The sequence below is a fragment of the Enterobacter sp. MGH85 genome, assembly GCF_001037655.1.
Lineage (GTDB): Bacteria > Pseudomonadota > Gammaproteobacteria > Enterobacterales > Enterobacteriaceae > Enterobacter > Enterobacter intestinihominis.
In genome coordinates this window covers 277,983-295,653 of the sequence record NZ_KQ089925.1, presented here as the reverse complement: position 1 = coordinate 295,653, position 17,671 = coordinate 277,983, and the positions used below count along the sequence as shown (strand labels likewise).

Sequence of the window (17,671 nt, the reverse complement as noted above, 5' to 3'; positions counted from 1 at the left end):
TGCAACAGGCAAATAACCGAAACAGGAGAATGAATATGGTAGATAAAAGCGCAATTAAGGATCACACTCAGGTTGTCGCCAGCTGCGGAACGCATGTCGGGGTTGTGGACCATCTTGATGGTGAGCGTATCAAGCTTGCAAAGAGCGACCCGGAATCAGGCGGCAAGCACCACTTTATTCCTCTCGGCTGGGTCGATAAGGTCGAAGATAATAAAGTTGTCCTGACCAAAAACCATAAAGAGGTTTTTGCTGAGTGGCAGGAAGCATAAATATATTTCTCGTAAAGAAATATACGCCTTCGCTCCGGCTTTGTCCGGAGCGTAATAGTGTCTGCGCCCGGTGATTGCTGCCATGGCAAATGAATGGTACTGTTTTGCCTGTCCTTTCCCCGATGCAGGTTCCGAATTATGCTCCAGAGTGAAAATACATCAGCGAAGCGCATATTTTTTGTTGAGGATTTTCAAATATTCGGCGAGCGCTACGGCATCGACTACCGTTTCCCGCAGCTAAAAGATGAGCAGGTCAGCGGCAGCCCCGTGTTGCAGGGGAATGTTGAAGAGATGACGCTCTCGTCCGGCATTTCACTGACCCATTCCGACGTACGTGTATTACAGCCCTATGAAACCACCTCTCGCCACAGCAGCCCGCTTTATATGCTGGTGGTGCTGGAAGGGTGCGTGACGCTCACGCTCAATGGTATCGATTATCCCGTCCGCCCGGGCATGGCGTTCAGCTCGCGTCTGAGTGAAGATCAGGTGATGAGCGCGCGTCACGATGCTGACAGCACGCTGAAAACGCTCTCGTTTGGCGTGTACCCGCACGATGCCGGACGTGAAGCCCTGCTTGAGTCGCTGCTACTGGAATGGCAAAGCCTGAATACCCCCGCGTTTGTCTGGCACGTTCCCGAGTTTGTGATGTCAGGCATTCAGCATGCACAGCGGCAGGGGGGAAGCGTGCTCTCGCGTAAGCTGTTGCTGGAGGGGCTCATGTACCAGCTGCTCGGCCACGGCCTGAACCAGTGCCAGCTGCCCTGTCCGAGCCGCCCTGAGCATGCGCGTCTGGAACGCGTCCGGTGCCTGCTGGAACAGTCTCCTGAATGTGACCATACACTCGCGCAGCTGGCAGCCCTTGCTGCCATGAGCCCAAGCAGCCTGCGCAGCAAGTTCCGTCAACGCTACGGCTGCACACTCTTCGATTATCTCCGCGACTGTCGCCTTGCGCTGGCGCGTCGCTATCTGCTGGAAGGCCACAGCGTACAGCAGGCGGCGTGGATGTGCGGGTATCAGCATGCCACCAACTTCGCCACCGCGTTTCGTCGTCATTACGGGATTTCACCGGGTGACGTGCGCAAACTCCGCTAACGTAATTTTGTCCATCGCGCGAACGTATCCCGTGCGGTTTAGCATCGCGCATACATAACCTGGCGGCGCGCATAGCTGTTTGCACCCTCAAAAAGGTAATAATTCTTATTAACAATAAGAAATATCTCTGGAGAGGGTTATGTTTGCTAAATCGCGTCTGGCACTGCTGGTGGGATGGGTTACCGGTAGCGTCGCTTTTCCTTTACTGGCGCAGGATGCCCAAAAAACTGACACCGTGGTGGTGACCTCGCAGATGCAGTCTGCGGCCACCAAGCTTGAAACGCCGGATATTGAAACCCCGCAATCGGTCTCTATCGTCACCCGCGAGCAGTTCGAAGAGCAGGGCGCAACCAGCGTGCGTCAGGCCGTGAGCTACACGCCGGGGGTCTACAGCAACCAGATTGGGGCATCAAACCGCTTCGACTACATGGTGCTGCGCGGCTTCTCGGACGGCAGCCTGGACAACGTCTACCTCGACGGCCTGAAGATGATGGGCGACACCAATTCCCACAGCTCGCTGGTGGTTGATCCGTGGTTCCTGGACAGTATCGAAGTCGTGCGCGGCCCGGCCTCCGTGCTGTACGGTCGCTTATCGCCGGGCGGCATCGTGGCGCTCACCTCCCGTAAGCCATCGTTCGATCCGGGCGGGGAGATCAAGCTCTTCGCCGGTAACAATAACCAGCGTGGGGCGATGTTCGACGTGACCGGCCCGGTTGATGATAACGACCGCGTGGCGGTACGCCTCAGCGGGATGACCCGCTATGCCGATTCCCAGTTCGATCCGCTCAAAGAAGAGCGTTACGCGCTGATGCCGAGCCTGACCTGGCGTATCACCGATAATACCCGTCTGGATCTGATGGCCTACCTGCACCGCGATCCGGAAGGCGGCAGCCACTCCGGCCTGCCGTATGAGGGCACCGTCGTGCCGCACAGCGGTAAGAAAATCTCCAACACCTTTTTTGAAGGTGAAGACGATTACGACAAGTACGATCGTCGGGAAAACATGGTCGGTTATAACATCGAGCACTTGTTTGACAGCGGCTGGTCTGTGCGCCAGAAGCTGCGCTACCTGCACACCAAAGTCGAGCTGAACCAGGTGTATGCCGCAGGCTGGCTGAACGACACCGAGCTGAACCGCGGCTATTCCGGCTCCGACGAGAAGATGAACGCCATCACCCTGGATAACCAGGTCGACGGCAGCTTCGATACCGGCGAGGTGAACCACCGCGTGCTGATCGGCATGGACTACCAGGACCGCACCAACAACGTCACCGGCTACTACGGCGGCTTCCCGCCGATTGACGCTTTCCATCCTGCTTATGGCGCGAAGCCGGACTACATCACCCAGTACAGCAGGGAAAAGCATAAGCTGCGCCAGACCGGCTACTACCTGCAGGATCAGATGTCCATTGACCGCTGGCGCCTCACGCTGGGTGGGCGTTACGACCAGGTGAGCGTGTCGAACGTCGACAACTTCAACCATACCCGCAGCGATCTGGATAAAAACAACTTCAGCAGCCGCGCGGCGCTGCTGTATCTGTTTGATAACGGCGTCGCGCCGTACGTCAGTTACTCCACCGCCTTTACGCCGACCAGCTTTGCCGACGAGCAGGGGAATATCCTGGATCCGATGAAGGGCAAGCAGTGGGAAGCGGGCGTGAAGTATGAGCCGGAGGGGATGAACAGCCAGTTCAGCGCCTCGGTGTTCCGCATCAACCAGAAGAACATTGCCACTAAAGAGGAGCCGACCGATCCGTACCGTTCCATCGGTGAAATCGAATCCGAAGGCGTTGAGCTGGAGGCGATTGGACAGCTGACCGACAGCCTGCGCATGCAGGCGGCCTACACCTATACGGATATTCGCTACAAGAAGAGCAGCCCGGAAGAGGAGGGCAAGCGCGCCGTCTATGCCCCGCGTAACATGGCCAGCGCCTGGCTGAGCTACGACGTCAAAAGCGGCCCGCTGGACGGTCTGACCGTCGGCTCCGGCGTGCGCTATGTCAACGGGATCGCCAGCGATCGTCAGAACACCCATACGCTACCGTCATACACCCTGGTGGATATGGTCGTGGGGTATGACCTGTCGAAAGTGGGGCTCACGGGCGTGAGCGCGCAGTTGAACGTCAATAACCTGACGGACAAAAGCTACGTTGCGGCGTGTAATTCGCTCTCTTACTGCTACTTCGGTGCAGAGCGCAGCATTGTCGGCAGCGTTTCGTGGACGTTCTGAGTCGTTAGCCAATGCCCGGTGGCGCTGCGCTTACCGGGCCTACGGGATCGGTTTTCACCCTCTCCCTGCGGGAGAGGGCCGGGGTGAGGGCAAAATGCCGCACTACCCCTCCATCGCAATCACAATCGCCTCACCCATCTTCTTCAACGCCTCGCGATGTTTATCCGTCGGCGGCAGCGCCACGTTGATCCGCAGACAGTTGCGGTACTTACCGGAGGCGGAAAACAGCGACCCGGCCGCAGCCTGGATCTTCAGACGGCACAGCTGCTTGCTGACGCACACCATGTCGACCATCTCCGGCAGCTCGACCCACAGCAGGAAGCTGCCCTGCGGGCGGGTAACGCATATCTCTGCCGGAAAATACTGCCGCACCCAGCAGGTGTAGGTCTCCATATTCTGCTGATAAATCTGGCGCATGCGCCGCACGTGGCGATGGTAATGACCGTCGCGAATAAACGCCGCCACCGCCATCTGCGTGCCCGGCACGTTAAACCCGCCCGCGGCGTATTTCATGTGCATCACCCGGTCGTAATAGCGCCCCGGAACAATCCAACCGACGCGTAGCCCCGGCGCCACGGTTTTGGTAAAGGAGCTGCAGAGGATCACGCGGCCATCAATGTCCATCGAGTGAATGGTGCGCGGGCGCGGGTACTCTGCGGCCAGCTCGCCGTAGATATCATCCTCCACAATCACAATATCGTGCCGCTGGGCGAGCGCCAGCACCTGCTTTTTACGCGCTTCCGGCATGATAAACCCGAGCGGGTTATTGCAGTTGGGGACCAGGATCACCGCTTTGATCGGCCACTGCTCCAGCGCCAGCTCTAACGCTTCGATGCTGATCCCGGTCTCGGGATCGGTAGGTATTTCAATCGCCTTGATGTCGAATCCGCGCAGCATCTGCATGGTGCCGTGAAACGACGGCGACTCGACCGCCACGATATCCCCCGGCTTGCACACCGAGAGCAGGGCGATCGACAGCGCGCCGTGGCAGCCGTTGGTGATCACAATCTCGTTTGCCGCCACGGTGGAGCCGCCGTCCAGCATCAGGCGGGCGATCTGCTCGCGCAGCTCCAGACGACCATCGAGCACGTCATAGCTCAGCATTTCGCCAGGGTTATGCTGCGCAATGCGGCTCATCTCGCGCCACAGCGGCTTCAGGCTCGGCTGGTTGATGTCCGGCGAGCCGCCGCCAAAGGAGATCATCTCTTTGTCGGCGCGGGCGTCCAGCAGCATCATCACCTCATCCCACTGGGTGACGTCCACGGGGCGCTGCACCGGGCGCGTCATCGCCGGTACGGGCGGCTGCGCTTTGCGTTTCGAGACAAAATAACCGGAGCGCGGCTGGGGCGTGATCAGCTGGAGATTTTCGAGGATCTGGTAGGCCTGCTGTATGGTGCTGATACTCACGCCGTGTTCCTGGCTCAGCGTGCGTACCGACGGCAGACGTTCGCCGCTGCGATACAGCCCTTGTTCGATACGTTCCGCCAGCAGGTTGGCCAGATGTTGATAGCGCGTCATGCTGTATCCTTTGTTTTCACCATACAGATTAATAAACCAGTACAGATTGGTGGGTAAAACGCCATGCAGATACCGTTTTAGCGGATCTGTATGGTAAACAAAAGCAGTTTTTGAATCTGTATTGTACTGGCCGTTTTCCATGATAATAACCCCACTGGCACAGCGAGGAGAGCATCATGGAATTCTACGAGAATCGTTCAAAACGTCCGTTTATCGCGTTTGTCTGGGTAGCGAAAACGCTGCGTAACTGGTATCGCATCAACCGTACCCGCCGCATTCTGAGCCAGATGAGCGACGAGCAGCTCAAGGACGTTGGGTTATCGCGATATGATGTGTAAGCATTGGGTTGCCCGGTGGCGCTACGCTTACCGGGCCTACAGGAGACCGTAGGCCGGGTAAGGCGCAGCCGCCACCCGGCGGTTTTCAACTCAACAGCGCAAGCGTCTGCCGTTTCGGCCTTTCCAGCAGCTCAACCGCCTCCTGATATGACCGCACGTTGTTATAGCCCATCACCAGCCCGTAGCGTTTGCCCGACCCGCGATACCACTCCGACAGCGCATTAACCTGTAGTTGCTGTTCCTGCCAGCAGCGGGCGATCTCCCGGTCAGCGCTTCCCTTTGCGAGGAACGCGACAATATGCATTCCACCGTCGTTTTGCTCGGTGAAGAACAGATCACCATAGACCTCACCCAGGGCGGCAATCATCCAGTCGCGGCGGATCTGATACAGGGCGCGCATCTTTTTCAGATGACGAAAAAAATGCCCTTCGTTGAGAAATGCGGTGAGGATTTTTTGCGTCAGCACCGGCTGGCCGCTGGTGGTAATGTCCGCGCAGTCGGTAAAGGCCCCGACGGTGCTGGCGGGCATCACCACGTAGCCCATGCGCAGTGAAGGCATGATGGTTTTGCTGAAGGTGCCCATAAAAATCACCCTGTCATGCTGGTCGAGGCTTTTCATCGACGGCAGCACTTTGCGGGTGTAGTGAAATTCCCCGTCATAATCGTCTTCGATAATCCACGCCTCGTTTTGTGACGCCCAGTCGAGCAGCTGCTGCTTGCGCGGCAGTGAGAGCGTCACCGCCAGCGGACTCTGATGCGACGGGGTCACGATGGCAAAACGCGCGTCGCGATGATGACGGAGCAGGTAGTCCGTATCGATGCCGCAGCGATCAACCGGTACGGTGTGCAGGCGGGGCACGATCCGCTTGAGCAACTGCTGGCCCATAAAATAGCCCGGATCCTCAAACACCACCTTGTCGCAGCGGCTGGCAAGCGTGTCAAGGATCAGGCGCAGGCTGCTGCTGTAGCCGCTGGTAATCAGTACCTGTTCGGCGGTGCAGAATAACCCGCGCGAGATATTGAGATAGCGGGCAATCGCCTCGCGCAGCGGATACCAGCCCAGCACCGGCGGGTTGAGCATTTCATCCTGACGCATGGCGCGCGTCGCCTGGCCCGCCAGCAGCAGCCATTTTTTATAGGGGAAGCTGTCGAGCGCCGGAATGCCGGGGCGCAGAAAACCGGCCCGTTCGCGCTGGCTAATCAACGACGCCGGCAGCGTGCCGGTCGCTTGTTCTGCGGGGGCGTGTTGCGCGGGCAGCAGAAGATCCGGGTTCACCCGCGTCCCGCGCGCGCCCTGGCTTACCAGATACCCTTCGCCCGTCAGAATGGCATACGCCGTCTCGACGGTTTTTCGCGCGACCTTAAGCTCTTCGGCCAGCACGCGGATGGCAGGCACTTTATCGCCCGGCTTCAGCACGCCGCGCGTGATGTTGTCGCGATAGCGGGAATAAATCTCATGATAGCCCGGCTTCATGTCCTACCTCATTTCACGCTTTTTGTGTCTTTTTACTATGTCATTAACGGCGTAGATTTGCCTTATCGCATGAAAAAAACGGCACAAAAAGAGGAAAGACAATGAGCACCCGCGTAAACCACCACAAAGCCACACCTGCACTTGCCAACGCGCTTTCTGCCCTGAGCATGGAGGTGGCGAAAACCTCCATCGACCCGGCGCTTAAGCACCTTATCGACATTCGCGTATCGCAGCTGAACGGCTGCACCTTCTGTCTGGATATGCACTCGAAAGAGGCTAAAATCGCCGGTGAGCGCGAGCTGCGCCTGTACCATCTGGCGGCCTGGCGCGAGTCCCCGCTGTTTAGCGCCCGTGAAAAAGCGGCGCTGGCCTTCACCGAAGCGCTGACCCAGATTGGCGTACATGGCGTGAGCGATGCGCTGTACCGCAGCGTGGCGGAGCACTTCTCGGATGTCGAGATTTCAGAGCTGAACTTCGCCATCGTAGCGATCAACGCCTGGAACCGCCTGGGCATTACCTCCCGCATGGAGCCGGGCGCGCTGGATGCGGCTTACGGTCTGAACAAGGCTAACCTGGAATAATTCCGCGCTCGCGGATCATCGCCACCAGCGCCCGTAATCCAGGCGAGTGGGGGATTGGGGCGTTTATGGAGTCGAAGTCGATGGTGGGTTAAACCCTGCCCGGTGGCGCTACGCTTACCGGGCCTACATGAGCCCGTAGGCCGGATAAGCGCAGCGCCATCCGGCAAACACTTCGCTCCATACCGAAGCATTGTGGTTTTTCCTCCTGCATTCTCTCCACACCCTCACAACGGAGAGACACCCATGATCGCAGTCCTTTTTGAAGCCAAAGCGGAGCCTCATCATCAGGCGCGCTATCTGCAGCTTGCCGCTGAACTCAAGCCTTTGCTGGCGGACATCGACGGCTTTATTGATATTGAACGTTTTCAGAGCCTGAGCATCGACGGCAAAATCCTGTCCCTTTCCTGGTGGCGGGATGAAGAGGCCGTCCGCCGCTGGAAGCAGAATGTCTTCCATCAGGCCGCGCAGGCCGAAGGCCGGGAGTCGATTTTTTCTTTCTACCGTATTCGCGTGGCGCAGCTGGTGCGGGAGTACAGCTCTGAAACGAGAGGGCACGCGGATGTATGACGTTCACGTGATTTTTAGCGACAGGCCCGGCGAGCTGGCGCGCTTTGGACAGCTGTTAGGCCGCAACGGCGTGGGGCTGGAGGGGGGCGGCGTTTTCGGTACGGATGCCCATTTCCTGGTGGAGGACGGGGAAAAAGCCCGCCGTGTGCTGCTCGACGCCGGGTTTACCGTGCAGGCGCTGCGAAAGCCGGTGATCAGAAAGCTTAAGCAGGAGCGTCCTGGCGAGCTGGGCGAGATAGCGGCGGCGCTGGCCGCAAAGGGCGTGTCTATCCTGACTCAGTACAGCGACCACGCGAATCACCTTATTCTGCTGACGGATGATGATAAGCTGGCCGCTGAGATCACCACACCCTGGGCGACAAATGTTAAAGACGAGCTTACCCTCTGATAACAGCGCGATGCTGGAAAAGGCCATTGCCGCTGTAGCGGCTGCAATGGCCGATCCGTCGCGCGTGAAAATGCTCTGTGCACTAATGGACGGCCGGGCGTGGACGGCCACCGAACTGAGTGCGGCGGCAGACGTTGCGCCGTCGACCGCCAGCGGGCATCTCGCCCGGCTGATGGACGGCAAACTGATTACCTGCCTGTCTCAGGGGCGGCATCGCTACTATCGTCTGGCGGGGCATGACGTGGCGGAGTTAGTCGAGCAGATGATGGGGCTCTCCTGGCGCCGCATTACCCCGCCGGAAACTACCGCGCCGAAAGCCATGCGGGAGGCGCGGACCTGCTATGACCATCTGGCGGGCGCGGTGGCGGTGCAGATCTACGATTTCATGCAGGCAGCAGGCTGGCTGGAGGCAGACGGTTCAGCGCTTACGCCGTATGGTCGGGAGCAATTTCTGAAGCTCGGCGTTTCGTTAAGCGCTCATTCGCGCCGAAAAGCGTGCTGCGCCTGCCTGGACTGGAGCGAGCGGCGGTTTCATCTCGGAGGCGAAGCCGGCGCAGCGCTGCTTCTTTATCTGGAAAGCAAAGGGTGGATCCAGCGGGTGGCGGGGTACAGGGAGGTGGTTGTGACGGCTTCAGGACAGGGCGCCATCACCAGACATTTTAGCCGCTAAACTCCGCTGCGGGCTGTGCCCTCACTCTGCCCCTCTCCCACAGGGCTGAGGGATCCCCAGTAATTTTTTTATGCAGAAGCAATAAAGTTGCTTTCTAAATGACTGAGGGCTGTCAGCGATGCCCTGGTCCGGCTGTAAATCGCTGAGGCGTTTGCCTTCCGGCCGGGGCGAGGCGCAGGGATGCGCCGAGAGGGCGGCTTTACAGGGACGTTGCCTCCGCCCGTACCCGATAAGCCGGAAGGAATAAGCCGAGGGCACCGCGAAGCGGCGATTTACCGCCGGGAGCCCGGGTCGCCAGGGTGGTGGCGACTGAGCCACCCTGGCACGTTCACCGGTCATGTCGTTACAGAGTAGCAAGGAACATAAAGTGAACGGAATGACCACCACCGCCGTATGTTCCCCTCACCCTAACCCTCTCCCCGGAGGGGCGAGGGGATTGCTCAGTGCTCGCATTAATTTGTGGGGAACCCTCAGCCCACAGGGAGAGGGAGAATCTCATTTCGCAATTCCTGCGCTTTAACTTCTCGTTTCTTGATACTTACCCTGATAACTATTATCGTGACCGCGTGTGACGAGAGGTTTCCCCATGAGTGAAGAAGAACTGTTTAGCCGCAGGCCGATGGGCATGCGGATGGCGATGATCGTGCGCCAGTGGCGTGCCGTCATTGACGACGCCATTCTCGATACCGGGTTAACCCAGTCGAGCTGGACGGTGATGATGCAGCTGCATCAGCTCGGGGATAACGTCTCGGTGAGTGAGCTGGCGGAGGTGCAGGGCATTGAACTGCCGCCGCTAATGCGCACCCTGACACAGCTGGAAAAACAGGGTTACCTGCTGCGCACCGTCTCGCCGTATGACAAGCGCATCCGGCTTCTGACGCTGACGCCTGAGGGAAAAGCTGTACTTAACAGGCTCACCCAGGTAATTGAGACGCTTCAGACGCGCGTATCGCAAAACATCGCGCCTGAACATCTCGACATTTTCAGCGCCACCCTGAATCAAATCGCCTGCAATTTGCGGACAATCCGCGAAGAAGATAACAAGACCGAAAAATAATGACTCCTGAACAAAAGTTTGCCCGCTGGGTAAGGGTAAGTATTGCCTCTTTCCTGCTGATGTTTGTCTACTTTATCGTCGCGGATATCTGGATCCCGTTGACGCCGGATTCCACCGTGATGCGCGTGGTGACGCCGGTGTCTGCCCGTGTCTCCGGCTATGTGGCGGCGGTCCATGTCCACAACAATAGCCAGGTGAAGAAAGGCGATCTGCTGTTTGAGCTCGACGACACCCCGTTTCGCAATAAAGTGGAAGCGGCGCAGATCGCGCTTGAGCAAGCTCGCCTTTCCAACGAACAACTGGACGCGCAGATCGCCGCCGCGCAGGCCAGCCTGAAGACCGCCGTGCTGACCGCGCGTAACGACAAAGTGACTTTCGACCGCTACCAGAAACTGAGCACCCTGCAGAACGTGTCGCAGGCGGATCTGGATAAGGTCCGCACTACCTGGCAGAGCAGCGAGCAGTCCGTCAGCTCGATTCAGGCGAATATTCATAACCTGCGCATTCAGCGCGGCGAGCGGAATGAACACCGTAACGTGACGCTGCAAAAATACCGTAACGCGCTGGATGAAGCGGAGCTGAATCTTGGCTGGACGAAGGTCTACGCCGAGGCGGACGGCACGGTGAGTAATCTGCAATTAAGCCCCGGTTTTTACGCCTCGTCCGGTTCGGCAGCGCTGGCGCTGGTGAATACGCAGACGGATATTGTGGCGGATTTCCGCGAGAAGAGCCTCCGTCATACCCACCAGGGGACCGACGCCGCCGTGGTGTTTGACGCCTTTCCGGGACGGGTTTTCCGCGCCCACGTGACCAGCAGTGACGCGGGGATCCTCGCCGGTCAGGAAGCCGTTAACGGTCAACTTTCTGAACCGGAAACCTCTAACCGCTGGGTGCGCGATGCCCAGCGAATGCGCATTCACGTGGCGCTGGACGAAGCCTTACCGAAGTCGCTGCCGACCGGCGCGCGCGCCACCGTACAGCTCTACAACAGCGAAGGGCCCTTTGCGCGCTTCTTCTCCGGGATGCAAATCCATCTGGTGAGCCTGCTTCACTATGTCTATTAGCACCCTGGCGCGGGTATTTACCCCGCACGGCAACATCGTCTACACGGCAAACGACTTCCGCCAGACCCTGCGCATTGTCTTTGCCGGGATGATTGCGCTCAGTATTTCGAGCTTCTATAACACCAGCTACGGCGTGTTTTTTGTGGTCTACCCGATCATGCTGCTGTCGCTGGTGCCGGTGTTTAACCGCCACGTGGCGAAGCAGTTTATCTTCAGCGCATCGCTCAACTGCGTCGAAATGGTGATCATCATCGGCTTTCTGTCGCAATGGCCGGTCATTATGACGCTGGTGGTCTTTGCCCTGTACGTGATGCGCTTTCGCTTTATGAGCAAGGGGCCGCTGTTTCTGTTCGGTTCGATGGGCGTGGTGTGCCAGAGCGTAATGCTCAACTTTATGAGCTACCCCACCACCAACTGGCACACGCTTTTGTTCTCCAACATTGAAGCGAGCGTGATGGCGGTGTGTCTGAGCGCGCTGATGAATTACCTGCTGCCGGACGTGGAGCCACGTAAGCCGCCGCCGCTGATAGAGAAAGACGATGCCCGCGTGCGCCACGAGTCGCTGCTCTCCGGCACCGTGGCGACGCTGATTTTCGTGGTATTTCAGATGAGCGACTTAAGCGATTCGCTCTCGGCGCTGATGGCGGGCATTCTGATCCTGTTCCCGATGCACTACCGCGGCGCGGTGATGAGCTCTATCTGGCGCGTGGTCGGCGTGGTGCTGGGCTGTCTCTATATCCTCGTCGTTCAGCTTATCCTGTACGATCACAGCAGCCATATGCTGCTGATGATGCCGCTGATCGGCCTCGGGCTGGCATTTGGCGCGCGCCTGCACGTGATGGAGAAGGTCGGGGCCGGGGTGGGATTTTCCAGCATTACCACCATCGGCATTATGTTCGGGCAAAACATGCATCCGGACAGCGATCTGGTGTTCAGCGATCTGTACCGCATCACCTCCGTTACCTTCGCGCTGGTGGTCACGCTGACGATGGTCTTTCTGGTGCACCTGATCCTGAACCGCTTCGAGGCGACGCGCTACGTTATCGCGCCGCCAAAAGCGGATTAATGCCCCAGCACGGCGGGCAACTGAGAAAGTAAAAACAGGATCAGGCCAATCGTTCCGCCTACCAGGGTACCGTTTACGCGAATGAACTGAAGATCTTTACCGATATTGAGTTCTATCTGGCGTGACATATCTTTGGCGTCCCAGCTTTTCACCGTGTCGCTGATATGGCGCGTCAGGAATGCCGCAAAATCCGGCGCGACGCGGTGCGCGGCCTGCTCCAGATGCTCGTTCAGCGACGCACGCAGGCTGGCATCATTCGACAGCGTCTCACCAAACCACAGCCCGGCGTTGGCGATACGTTGCTTCACGCGGGAATCGTCGCTCTGCATGTCATTTTTCAGCCACTGGCGCAGGTCAGCCCACATTTCACCCAGGTAGCGGTTAAATGCTTCATCATTCTTCAGATAGTGCTTGATGTTGTCGGCTTTGGCCGTCATCTCCGGGTCGTTTTTCAGGTTGTCGATGAACTTCAGCGTGGCGCGGTCAAATGCCCGACGGATCTGGTGCGTGCGGTCGTGGCTGATATCATCCAGCAGCGTGTTCACCGCGTTCGACACCATCTCTGCGCTCTGATCGCCCAGCCACTCGGTGGGCAGCACCATCGCCTTGCGCGGATGCTCGGTCTTCAGCCAGTGGACGATCTGGTCAGAGATAAATTCCCGCGTGCTCTCGCGCTGAATCAGGGTAATCAGACGGTTGATGATGGCGTCCAGCAGCACCTGGTGACGGTTGTTTTTGGTCATGCTTTCCAGCATGACGGCGCTGGTCTCGGTTAAATCGACCTTGTCGATAGCCTTATGCACCGCGCGTTTGAGCAGGCGCTGAATGCGCCCGTCGTCAGTTAGCTCAAGAAAACCGCTCATCACCTGCATCAGATGCAGCCCGACGCGCTGGGCGTTGTCGGGCTTGCTGAACCAGGCACCAATCATCTGGGCCGGCTCGTAGCGGCGAATTAATGCGACCAGCGACTGGGTATCCAGAAACTTTTCCTGCACGAACTGGCCAAGATTGTCGCCGATGCGGTCCTTATTGCGCGGGATAATCGCCGTATGGCGCGAGATAACGGGAATTGGCACCCGGCGGAATAGCGCGACAACGGCAAACCAGTCCGCCAGCGCGCCGACCATCGCCGCCTCGGCAATAGCTTTTGCGCCGCGTACCCAGAAGGTTTGCGGCAGGAACAGGGTAGTGATAAAGGCCGCAGCGGCAATCAGCAGCAGCGACAGCGCGAGAAGCTTGGCGCGTTTGAGTTCGGTATGTTTTTCCATGGGTTAAGGATAGAGGGATACGGGGGAAAAGTGCAAAAACCGCCACAGCACCCACCCACCAAACCCCATCAATACCACCCCCGCCGTGCGCTCTATCAGCCAGAGCGAACGGCTGAGCTTTCGCTGAACCGCCGGTAACCCCATCAGCGACACCAGCGCAAAATCCCATACCAGTACTACCATCACCATCCAGACGCCGCAGGTCGCCTGCTGAAGCAGCGTGACGTCCGGCCCGAGTAACGCCGTCATCAGCGCCAGGTAGAACAACGCGTTTTTGGGATTCAACAGCGCCGAACCCAGCCCCAGCAGGATCTGCTTACGCAGCGAGGGGCAGCGCTCATGTGTTTCATTTAGCGCCAGCGTCTGCGGTCGGCTGCGTACAAGATGCGAGCCGATCCAGAGCAAATACAGTGCGCCGGATAATTCAATCAACGTGGACAGCCACGCGAACTGACGCAGCGCGCTCCATCCCATAATGACCAGCAAAATGTAAAGCCCGTTTCCTGCCGCTATCCCGATGCACAATCCGGCGCTGCCGCGCAGTCGGTAGCGGGCGACGTAGCCCATCAGCAGGAAAAAATCCGGGCCCGGGCTTAACAGGGCAACAAAATGCGCCAGCGCCAGGGCGAGAAAAGCGGAAGGGAAGAACAGTTCCATAGCGACCTCAGAATGCAAAACTGGGACCAGACTATGAAAACACAGAACCTATTTATTGTCTGATATTGATCGGCCCGTAGCGTACTGGCGCGGTGTGGCGGCGGTGTAGCGCACAAAGGTCTTATGAAAATGGCTCTGGTCGGCAAACCCGCTCTGGTAGCCGACATCGGCGATATCATCCCCGGCACGCAGCCGCGCTTTGGCGTACTCAACGCGGGAGATATTGAGGAAGCTGCCAGGCGTCAGGCCCGTGTCCTTCTTGAAGGTACGGATCAGCGTCTCCTTTCGCAGCGAGAATCGTTGCGCAAGTGCGTCGAGGGAAGGCGGGCTGGAAAGACTGGAAAGAAATGCCTGCTGAACCTGCTGGCTGGTTGATCCAGGTTTTTCTGCCTCATCCATGCAATGGGGAAGGGCAGTAAGCAGCCTGTCCACGGACGCAGGGGACATCCTCTCAACAACTTCCCGGTAATACATAAACAGCGTAGCGTTGCGAATCACCTGAACCGCAAGGGGAAGGTCCGTATCGATATAAAGCATATGATAACTACGCGGCTGCCCGGCAACAGGGTTGCAGCTGTGTGGGACATAAGCCGGGATCACAATCAGGTCCCCGGGCTGGAGGATGTATTCTCTGCCATTACACACGCAGCATGTCTGGCCTTCCACAATTGCGCCGACGGAGAGCTGAGGGTGGCAATGGCGTTTGTACGCCTGCATGCTTTGCCACGTGCTGCGTAGTTCAAGGCCCGAGGCGCGGTGAAAGGTCTGACGGATGTGGCGGGTATCGGTCATAGCAACTCCTTCTGAAAGTTTTTTATACCACGCCAGCCACGGTATGGCATCGCTTTACTCAGAACCTTCCGGATATACCCAACTTTACGTCCATAGCCAGTCATGTTGACTACCCTTAATACCCTAAGCGGTAAAACATGGAGATTCGATATGGCTTATCAGACAGTAAATCCTGCCACTAACCAGCTCATCAAAGAATATCCCTCCCACACTGACGCAGATGTTGAAGCGGCGCTGAAGGCAGCCGATGCGCTCTATCACTCCGACTGGGCGAAAGGCGACATAAGCCAGCGCCTGCCGGTACTGCATAAGCTGGCGGACCTGATCGACGAACGCGTGGAGGAGCTGGCGAAAATCGCCAGCCAGGAGATGGGTAAGCTCATCGAACAGAGCCGCGGCGAGGTGAAACTGTGCGCGCAAATCGCCCGCTACTATGCGGACAACGCGAAGCAGTTCCTGGCCCCGGTGAAGTATGACTCTGAACTCGGGGAAGCATGGGTTGAACATCACCCCATCGGCGTGCTGATGGCCGTCGAACCATGGAACTTCCCATACTATCAGCTGATGCGCGTTCTGGCGCCAAACCTGGCGGCGGGTAACCCTGTCATCGCTAAACACGCCAGCATTGTGCCACATTGTGCGGAAACCTTCGCCCATCTGGTGCGTGAGGCGGGCGCGCCGGAAGGGGCGTGGACCAACCTGTTTATCTCGTCCGATCAGGTGGCGAACATCATCGCTGACGATCGCGTACAGGGCGCGGCGCTAACCGGTTCAGAAAAAGCGGGCAGCGTGGTAGCGGCCCAGGCGGCGAAGCACATTAAGAAATCCACGCTGGAGCTTGGCGGTAACGACGTATTCGTGGTGCTCGACGATGCGGACCTTGATAAAGCGGTGAAGATCGGCGTTAACGCACGGCTCAACAACGCCGGGCAGGTCTGTACCGCGGCGAAGCGCTTTATCCTGCATGAAAAGATTGCCGATGCCTTCCTGAGCAAATTCACCGAGGCATTTAAGCAGGTGAAGATTGGCGATCCGCTGGACGAAAGCACCACGCTGGGGCCGCTGTCCTCTAAAGACGCGCTCGACACGTTGACCAAACAGGTTAACGAGGCGGTGAAAAACGGCGCTACGCTGCACTATGGCGGCAAACCTGTGCAGCGAGACGGGAGCTTCTTTGAGCCGACCATCCTGACCAACATCTCACGCGACAACCCGGCGTACTTCGAAGAGTTCTTTGGCCCGGTAGCGCAGATTTACGTGGTGAAAAACGACGACGAGGCGGTCGCGCTGGCGAACGACTCCCACTACGGCCTGGGCGGAGCGGTGTTCAGCCAGGATATTGAGCGCGCGAAGAAGATGGCATCGCGTATTGAAACCGGGATGGTGTACATCAACTGGCTCACCGATACGGCGGCAGAACTGCCGTTCGGCGGCGTAAAACGTTCGGGTTACGGACGCGAGCTGTCGGACCTGGGGATCAAAGAGTTTGTGAACCAGAAGCTGGTGGTCGTTCGCAAGTAATGTCGGACATAAAAAAACCTGCCATCCGGCAGGTTTTTTTATTAACAGTCTCATCGCCTTTTTTGCTGTGTGGCGCTGCGCTTACCCGGCCTACAAGGTGCAATAATATTCATAAATTGCACCCTTCATTGTAGGCCCGTGCAAGCGTAGCGCCGCCGGGCGAAACGGGCAAACAGGCTTAGAAGGACACGCCACCGCCAACATATGCGCCGTCAATCAGCGTGTGGTTAGGACGACCGTCTTTACCATCAACGCTCACGTGACGATAACCCACCTTCAGCGTCACCGGCTTCACTGGCGTCCAGCTTACGCCACCATTCGCTTCAACGTAGTTTTTCACGCTGTTGTTCAGGCCGTCTGGCGCAACGTAGCCTTCACCGAATACCCTGATGCTGTCGGTCAGGGCAACGTTCACACCGCCGCCGACCGGGAACGCCACGCCGTTATCGCCTTTTTTCGGGCCAACGTAGAGGGCCTTAGCGCCTGCGTTCAGCATCACCGGGCCGACTTCAAAGTTGTAGCCTGCTCCTACGCCACCGGTTGTGGTGCCGTCATCGGTGTTTTTCAGCCAGCTACCTTCGGTGTACAGACCGGAGGTTGATTTCCCCATTTCCACATTCAGGTTGGTAAAGTTTTTACCCTGCTCAATGCTGCCGCCCATGGCCAGTGCGGAGCCCGATACGGCAGTCAGAGCGGAAAGAAGGAGAACGTTGAGCTTTTTCATGAGTTTTTCCTCGTCATCAAATTAATCTGAGGGCACCTTAACAAGAGCTGTTTATCTCTGCAAATGCGATGCTTGTCACGTTTTTATGCTGTTTTTGTTTGGTTTTTGAATTTTAAATGTTGTTCGAATGTTGACCCGGCAAGGAGTCAATACATAATGCATTCGCGTTTAGAAAGGGTTCAGGATTCTCATTAAACGTACGCTGAACGGGTCGGAAAAATTAGTTCAGGATGAATTAATTGAGTTTCTAATAATTTTCAAAAGTGTTTCAGTTTTCACAGATAAAGACACAGGTTTACATTTCTGGAGGTGGCTATACGCCCCGTCGTGCCGAACCGCTTTCACCATGTCATTTTTCTGACACGTTTCTTCATTACGTTGTTGGCTTCACTTAC

General features: G+C 57.7%; 18 protein-coding genes. 12 read left to right on the top strand and 6 right to left on the bottom strand.

Features of this window, described 5'->3' with window-relative positions; genetic code table 11:
• The first annotated feature begins 35 nt into the window (after positions 1–35).
• From SK51_RS01340 to foxA, 3 genes are all read left to right on the top strand, one after another.
• The gene (locus SK51_RS01340; RefSeq protein WP_003863067.1) at positions 36–269 is read left to right on the top strand and encodes a DUF2171 domain-containing protein; all 234 of its coding nucleotides are present in this window, start codon (positions 36–38) and stop codon (positions 267–269) included.
• 138 nt (positions 270–407) lie between these two features.
• Positions 408–1,361, top strand: coding sequence for a helix-turn-helix domain-containing protein (locus tag SK51_RS01335; protein WP_023305384.1), 954 nt, complete (start codon positions 408–410; stop codon positions 1,359–1,361).
• Positions 1,362–1,482: 121 nt separating this feature from the next.
• Positions 1,483–3,591 carry a ferrioxamine B receptor FoxA gene (gene foxA, locus SK51_RS01330; protein ID WP_155404789.1) on the top strand — a complete coding sequence of 703 codons (2,109 nt, stop codon included), beginning with the start codon at positions 1,483–1,485 and terminating at the stop codon, positions 3,589–3,591.
• Between the two features lie 102 nt (positions 3,592–3,693).
• On the opposite strand, the gene SK51_RS01325 is transcribed toward foxA, so the two are convergent.
• On the bottom strand, positions 3,694–5,109 hold the full coding sequence (locus tag SK51_RS01325; RefSeq protein ID WP_023305386.1) for an aminotransferase-like domain-containing protein: 1,416 nt from the start codon (positions 5,107–5,109) through the stop codon (positions 3,694–3,696).
• Positions 5,110–5,285: 176 nt separating this feature from the next.
• Here SK51_RS01325 and SK51_RS01320 point away from each other — a divergent pair, with 176 nt between their 5' ends.
• Positions 5,286–5,447: a DUF1127 domain-containing protein gene (locus tag SK51_RS01320; protein ID WP_003863073.1), complete on the top strand. Its 162-nt coding sequence runs from the start codon at positions 5,286–5,288 to the stop codon at positions 5,445–5,447.
• Between the two features lie 85 nt (positions 5,448–5,532).
• Here SK51_RS01320 and pdxR read toward each other — a convergent pair whose 3' ends face one another.
• Positions 5,533–6,921, bottom strand: coding sequence for a MocR-like pyridoxine biosynthesis transcription factor PdxR (gene pdxR / locus SK51_RS01315; RefSeq protein ID WP_023305387.1), 1,389 nt, complete (start codon positions 6,919–6,921; stop codon positions 5,533–5,535).
• 101 nt (positions 6,922–7,022) lie between these two features.
• Here pdxR and SK51_RS01310 point away from each other — a divergent pair, with 101 nt between their 5' ends.
• The 7 genes from SK51_RS01310 to SK51_RS01280 all read left to right on the top strand — a co-directional run bounded on the left by SK51_RS01310 (position 7,023) and on the right by SK51_RS01280 (position 12,314).
• Positions 7,023–7,502, top strand: coding sequence for a carboxymuconolactone decarboxylase family protein (locus tag SK51_RS01310; protein WP_022646934.1), 480 nt, complete (start codon positions 7,023–7,025; stop codon positions 7,500–7,502).
• Between the two features lie 243 nt (positions 7,503–7,745).
• Entirely contained in the window at positions 7,746–8,069 is a 324-nt protein-coding gene (locus SK51_RS01305) for an antibiotic biosynthesis monooxygenase family protein (RefSeq protein ID WP_023305388.1), read from the top strand.
• The gene (locus SK51_RS01300; RefSeq protein ID WP_022646936.1) at positions 8,062–8,457 is read left to right on the top strand and encodes an amino acid-binding ACT protein; all 396 of its coding nucleotides are present in this window, start codon (positions 8,062–8,064) and stop codon (positions 8,455–8,457) included. The genes SK51_RS01305 and SK51_RS01300 overlap by 8 nt, the downstream gene beginning before the upstream one ends.
• Complete coding sequence (locus tag SK51_RS01295) at positions 8,432–9,127, top strand: ArsR/SmtB family transcription factor (RefSeq protein WP_032670910.1); 696 nt, start codon at positions 8,432–8,434, stop codon at positions 9,125–9,127. Before SK51_RS01300 ends, SK51_RS01295 begins: the two co-directional genes overlap by 26 nt.
• A 586-nt stretch (positions 9,128–9,713) precedes the next feature.
• Positions 9,714–10,184 carry a MarR family winged helix-turn-helix transcriptional regulator gene (locus SK51_RS01290; RefSeq protein ID WP_022646938.1) on the top strand — a complete coding sequence of 157 codons (471 nt, stop codon included), beginning with the start codon at positions 9,714–9,716 and terminating at the stop codon, positions 10,182–10,184.
• A complete protein-coding gene (locus SK51_RS01285; RefSeq protein ID WP_088581776.1) occupies positions 10,181–11,248 on the top strand; it encodes an HlyD family secretion protein in 1,068 nt (355 codons plus the stop codon). Before SK51_RS01290 ends, SK51_RS01285 begins: the two co-directional genes overlap by 4 nt.
• On the top strand, positions 11,238–12,314 hold the full coding sequence (locus tag SK51_RS01280; RefSeq protein ID WP_022646940.1) for a DUF2955 domain-containing protein: 1,077 nt from the start codon (positions 11,238–11,240) through the stop codon (positions 12,312–12,314). Before SK51_RS01285 ends, SK51_RS01280 begins: the two co-directional genes overlap by 11 nt.
• Here SK51_RS01280 and SK51_RS01275 read toward each other — a convergent pair.
• Genes SK51_RS01275 through SK51_RS01265 form a run of 3 tightly spaced genes read right to left on the bottom strand, consistent with a single transcriptional unit; the run spans position 12,311 to position 15,031 of the window.
• The gene (locus SK51_RS01275; RefSeq protein WP_023299245.1) at positions 12,311–13,582 is read right to left on the bottom strand and encodes a DUF445 domain-containing protein; all 1,272 of its coding nucleotides are present in this window, start codon (positions 13,580–13,582) and stop codon (positions 12,311–12,313) included. The genes SK51_RS01280 and SK51_RS01275 overlap by 4 nt on opposite strands.
• Positions 13,583–13,585: 3 nt before the next feature.
• Positions 13,586–14,239, bottom strand: coding sequence for a LysE family translocator (locus SK51_RS01270; RefSeq protein WP_023305390.1), 654 nt, complete (start codon positions 14,237–14,239; stop codon positions 13,586–13,588).
• A 48-nt stretch (positions 14,240–14,287) separates the two neighbouring features.
• Positions 14,288–15,031, bottom strand: a complete 744-nt coding sequence (locus tag SK51_RS01265) for a helix-turn-helix domain-containing protein (protein ID WP_048206568.1) — start codon at positions 15,029–15,031, stop codon at positions 14,288–14,290.
• Between the two features lie 150 nt (positions 15,032–15,181).
• Here SK51_RS01265 and SK51_RS01260 point away from each other — a divergent pair, with 150 nt between their 5' ends.
• A complete protein-coding gene (locus SK51_RS01260; RefSeq protein ID WP_023305391.1) occupies positions 15,182–16,552 on the top strand; it encodes an NAD-dependent succinate-semialdehyde dehydrogenase in 1,371 nt (456 codons plus the stop codon).
• Between the two features lie 178 nt (positions 16,553–16,730).
• Here the strand turns inward: SK51_RS01260 and SK51_RS01255 are convergent, their stop codons facing one another.
• Positions 16,731–17,276, bottom strand: coding sequence for a YfaZ family outer membrane protein (locus SK51_RS01255; protein WP_023299248.1), 546 nt, complete (start codon positions 17,274–17,276; stop codon positions 16,731–16,733).
• Positions 17,277–17,671 lie beyond the last annotated feature (395 nt).

Coding starts and splice junctions, on each gene's coding strand:
- SK51_RS01260 (WP_023305391.1), top strand. CDS start 15,182: ATGGCTTATCAGACAGTAAATCCTGCCACTAACCAGCTCATCAAAGAA.
- SK51_RS01310 (WP_022646934.1), top strand. CDS start 7,023: ATGAGCACCCGCGTAAACCACCACAAAGCCACACCTGCACTTGCCAAC.
- SK51_RS01270 (WP_023305390.1), bottom strand. CDS start 14,239: ATGGAACTGTTCTTCCCTTCCGCTTTTCTCGCCCTGGCGCTGGCGCAT.
- SK51_RS01300 (WP_022646936.1), top strand. CDS start 8,062: ATGTATGACGTTCACGTGATTTTTAGCGACAGGCCCGGCGAGCTGGCG.
- SK51_RS01305 (WP_023305388.1), top strand. CDS start 7,746: ATGATCGCAGTCCTTTTTGAAGCCAAAGCGGAGCCTCATCATCAGGCG.
- SK51_RS01295 (WP_032670910.1), top strand. CDS start 8,432: ATGTTAAAGACGAGCTTACCCTCTGATAACAGCGCGATGCTGGAAAAG.
- SK51_RS01340 (WP_003863067.1), top strand. CDS start 36: ATGGTAGATAAAAGCGCAATTAAGGATCACACTCAGGTTGTCGCCAGC.
- SK51_RS01265 (WP_048206568.1), bottom strand. CDS start 15,031: ATGACCGATACCCGCCACATCCGTCAGACCTTTCACCGCGCCTCGGGC.
- SK51_RS01290 (WP_022646938.1), top strand. CDS start 9,714: ATGAGTGAAGAAGAACTGTTTAGCCGCAGGCCGATGGGCATGCGGATG.
- SK51_RS01335 (WP_023305384.1), top strand. CDS start 408: ATGCTCCAGAGTGAAAATACATCAGCGAAGCGCATATTTTTTGTTGAG.
- SK51_RS01280 (WP_022646940.1), top strand. CDS start 11,238: ATGTCTATTAGCACCCTGGCGCGGGTATTTACCCCGCACGGCAACATC.
- SK51_RS01320 (WP_003863073.1), top strand. CDS start 5,286: ATGGAATTCTACGAGAATCGTTCAAAACGTCCGTTTATCGCGTTTGTC.
- SK51_RS01255 (WP_023299248.1), bottom strand. CDS start 17,276: ATGAAAAAGCTCAACGTTCTCCTTCTTTCCGCTCTGACTGCCGTATCG.
- SK51_RS01325 (WP_023305386.1), bottom strand. CDS start 5,109: ATGACGCGCTATCAACATCTGGCCAACCTGCTGGCGGAACGTATCGAA.
- pdxR (WP_023305387.1), bottom strand. CDS start 6,921: ATGAAGCCGGGCTATCATGAGATTTATTCCCGCTATCGCGACAACATC.
- SK51_RS01275 (WP_023299245.1), bottom strand. CDS start 13,582: ATGGAAAAACATACCGAACTCAAACGCGCCAAGCTTCTCGCGCTGTCG.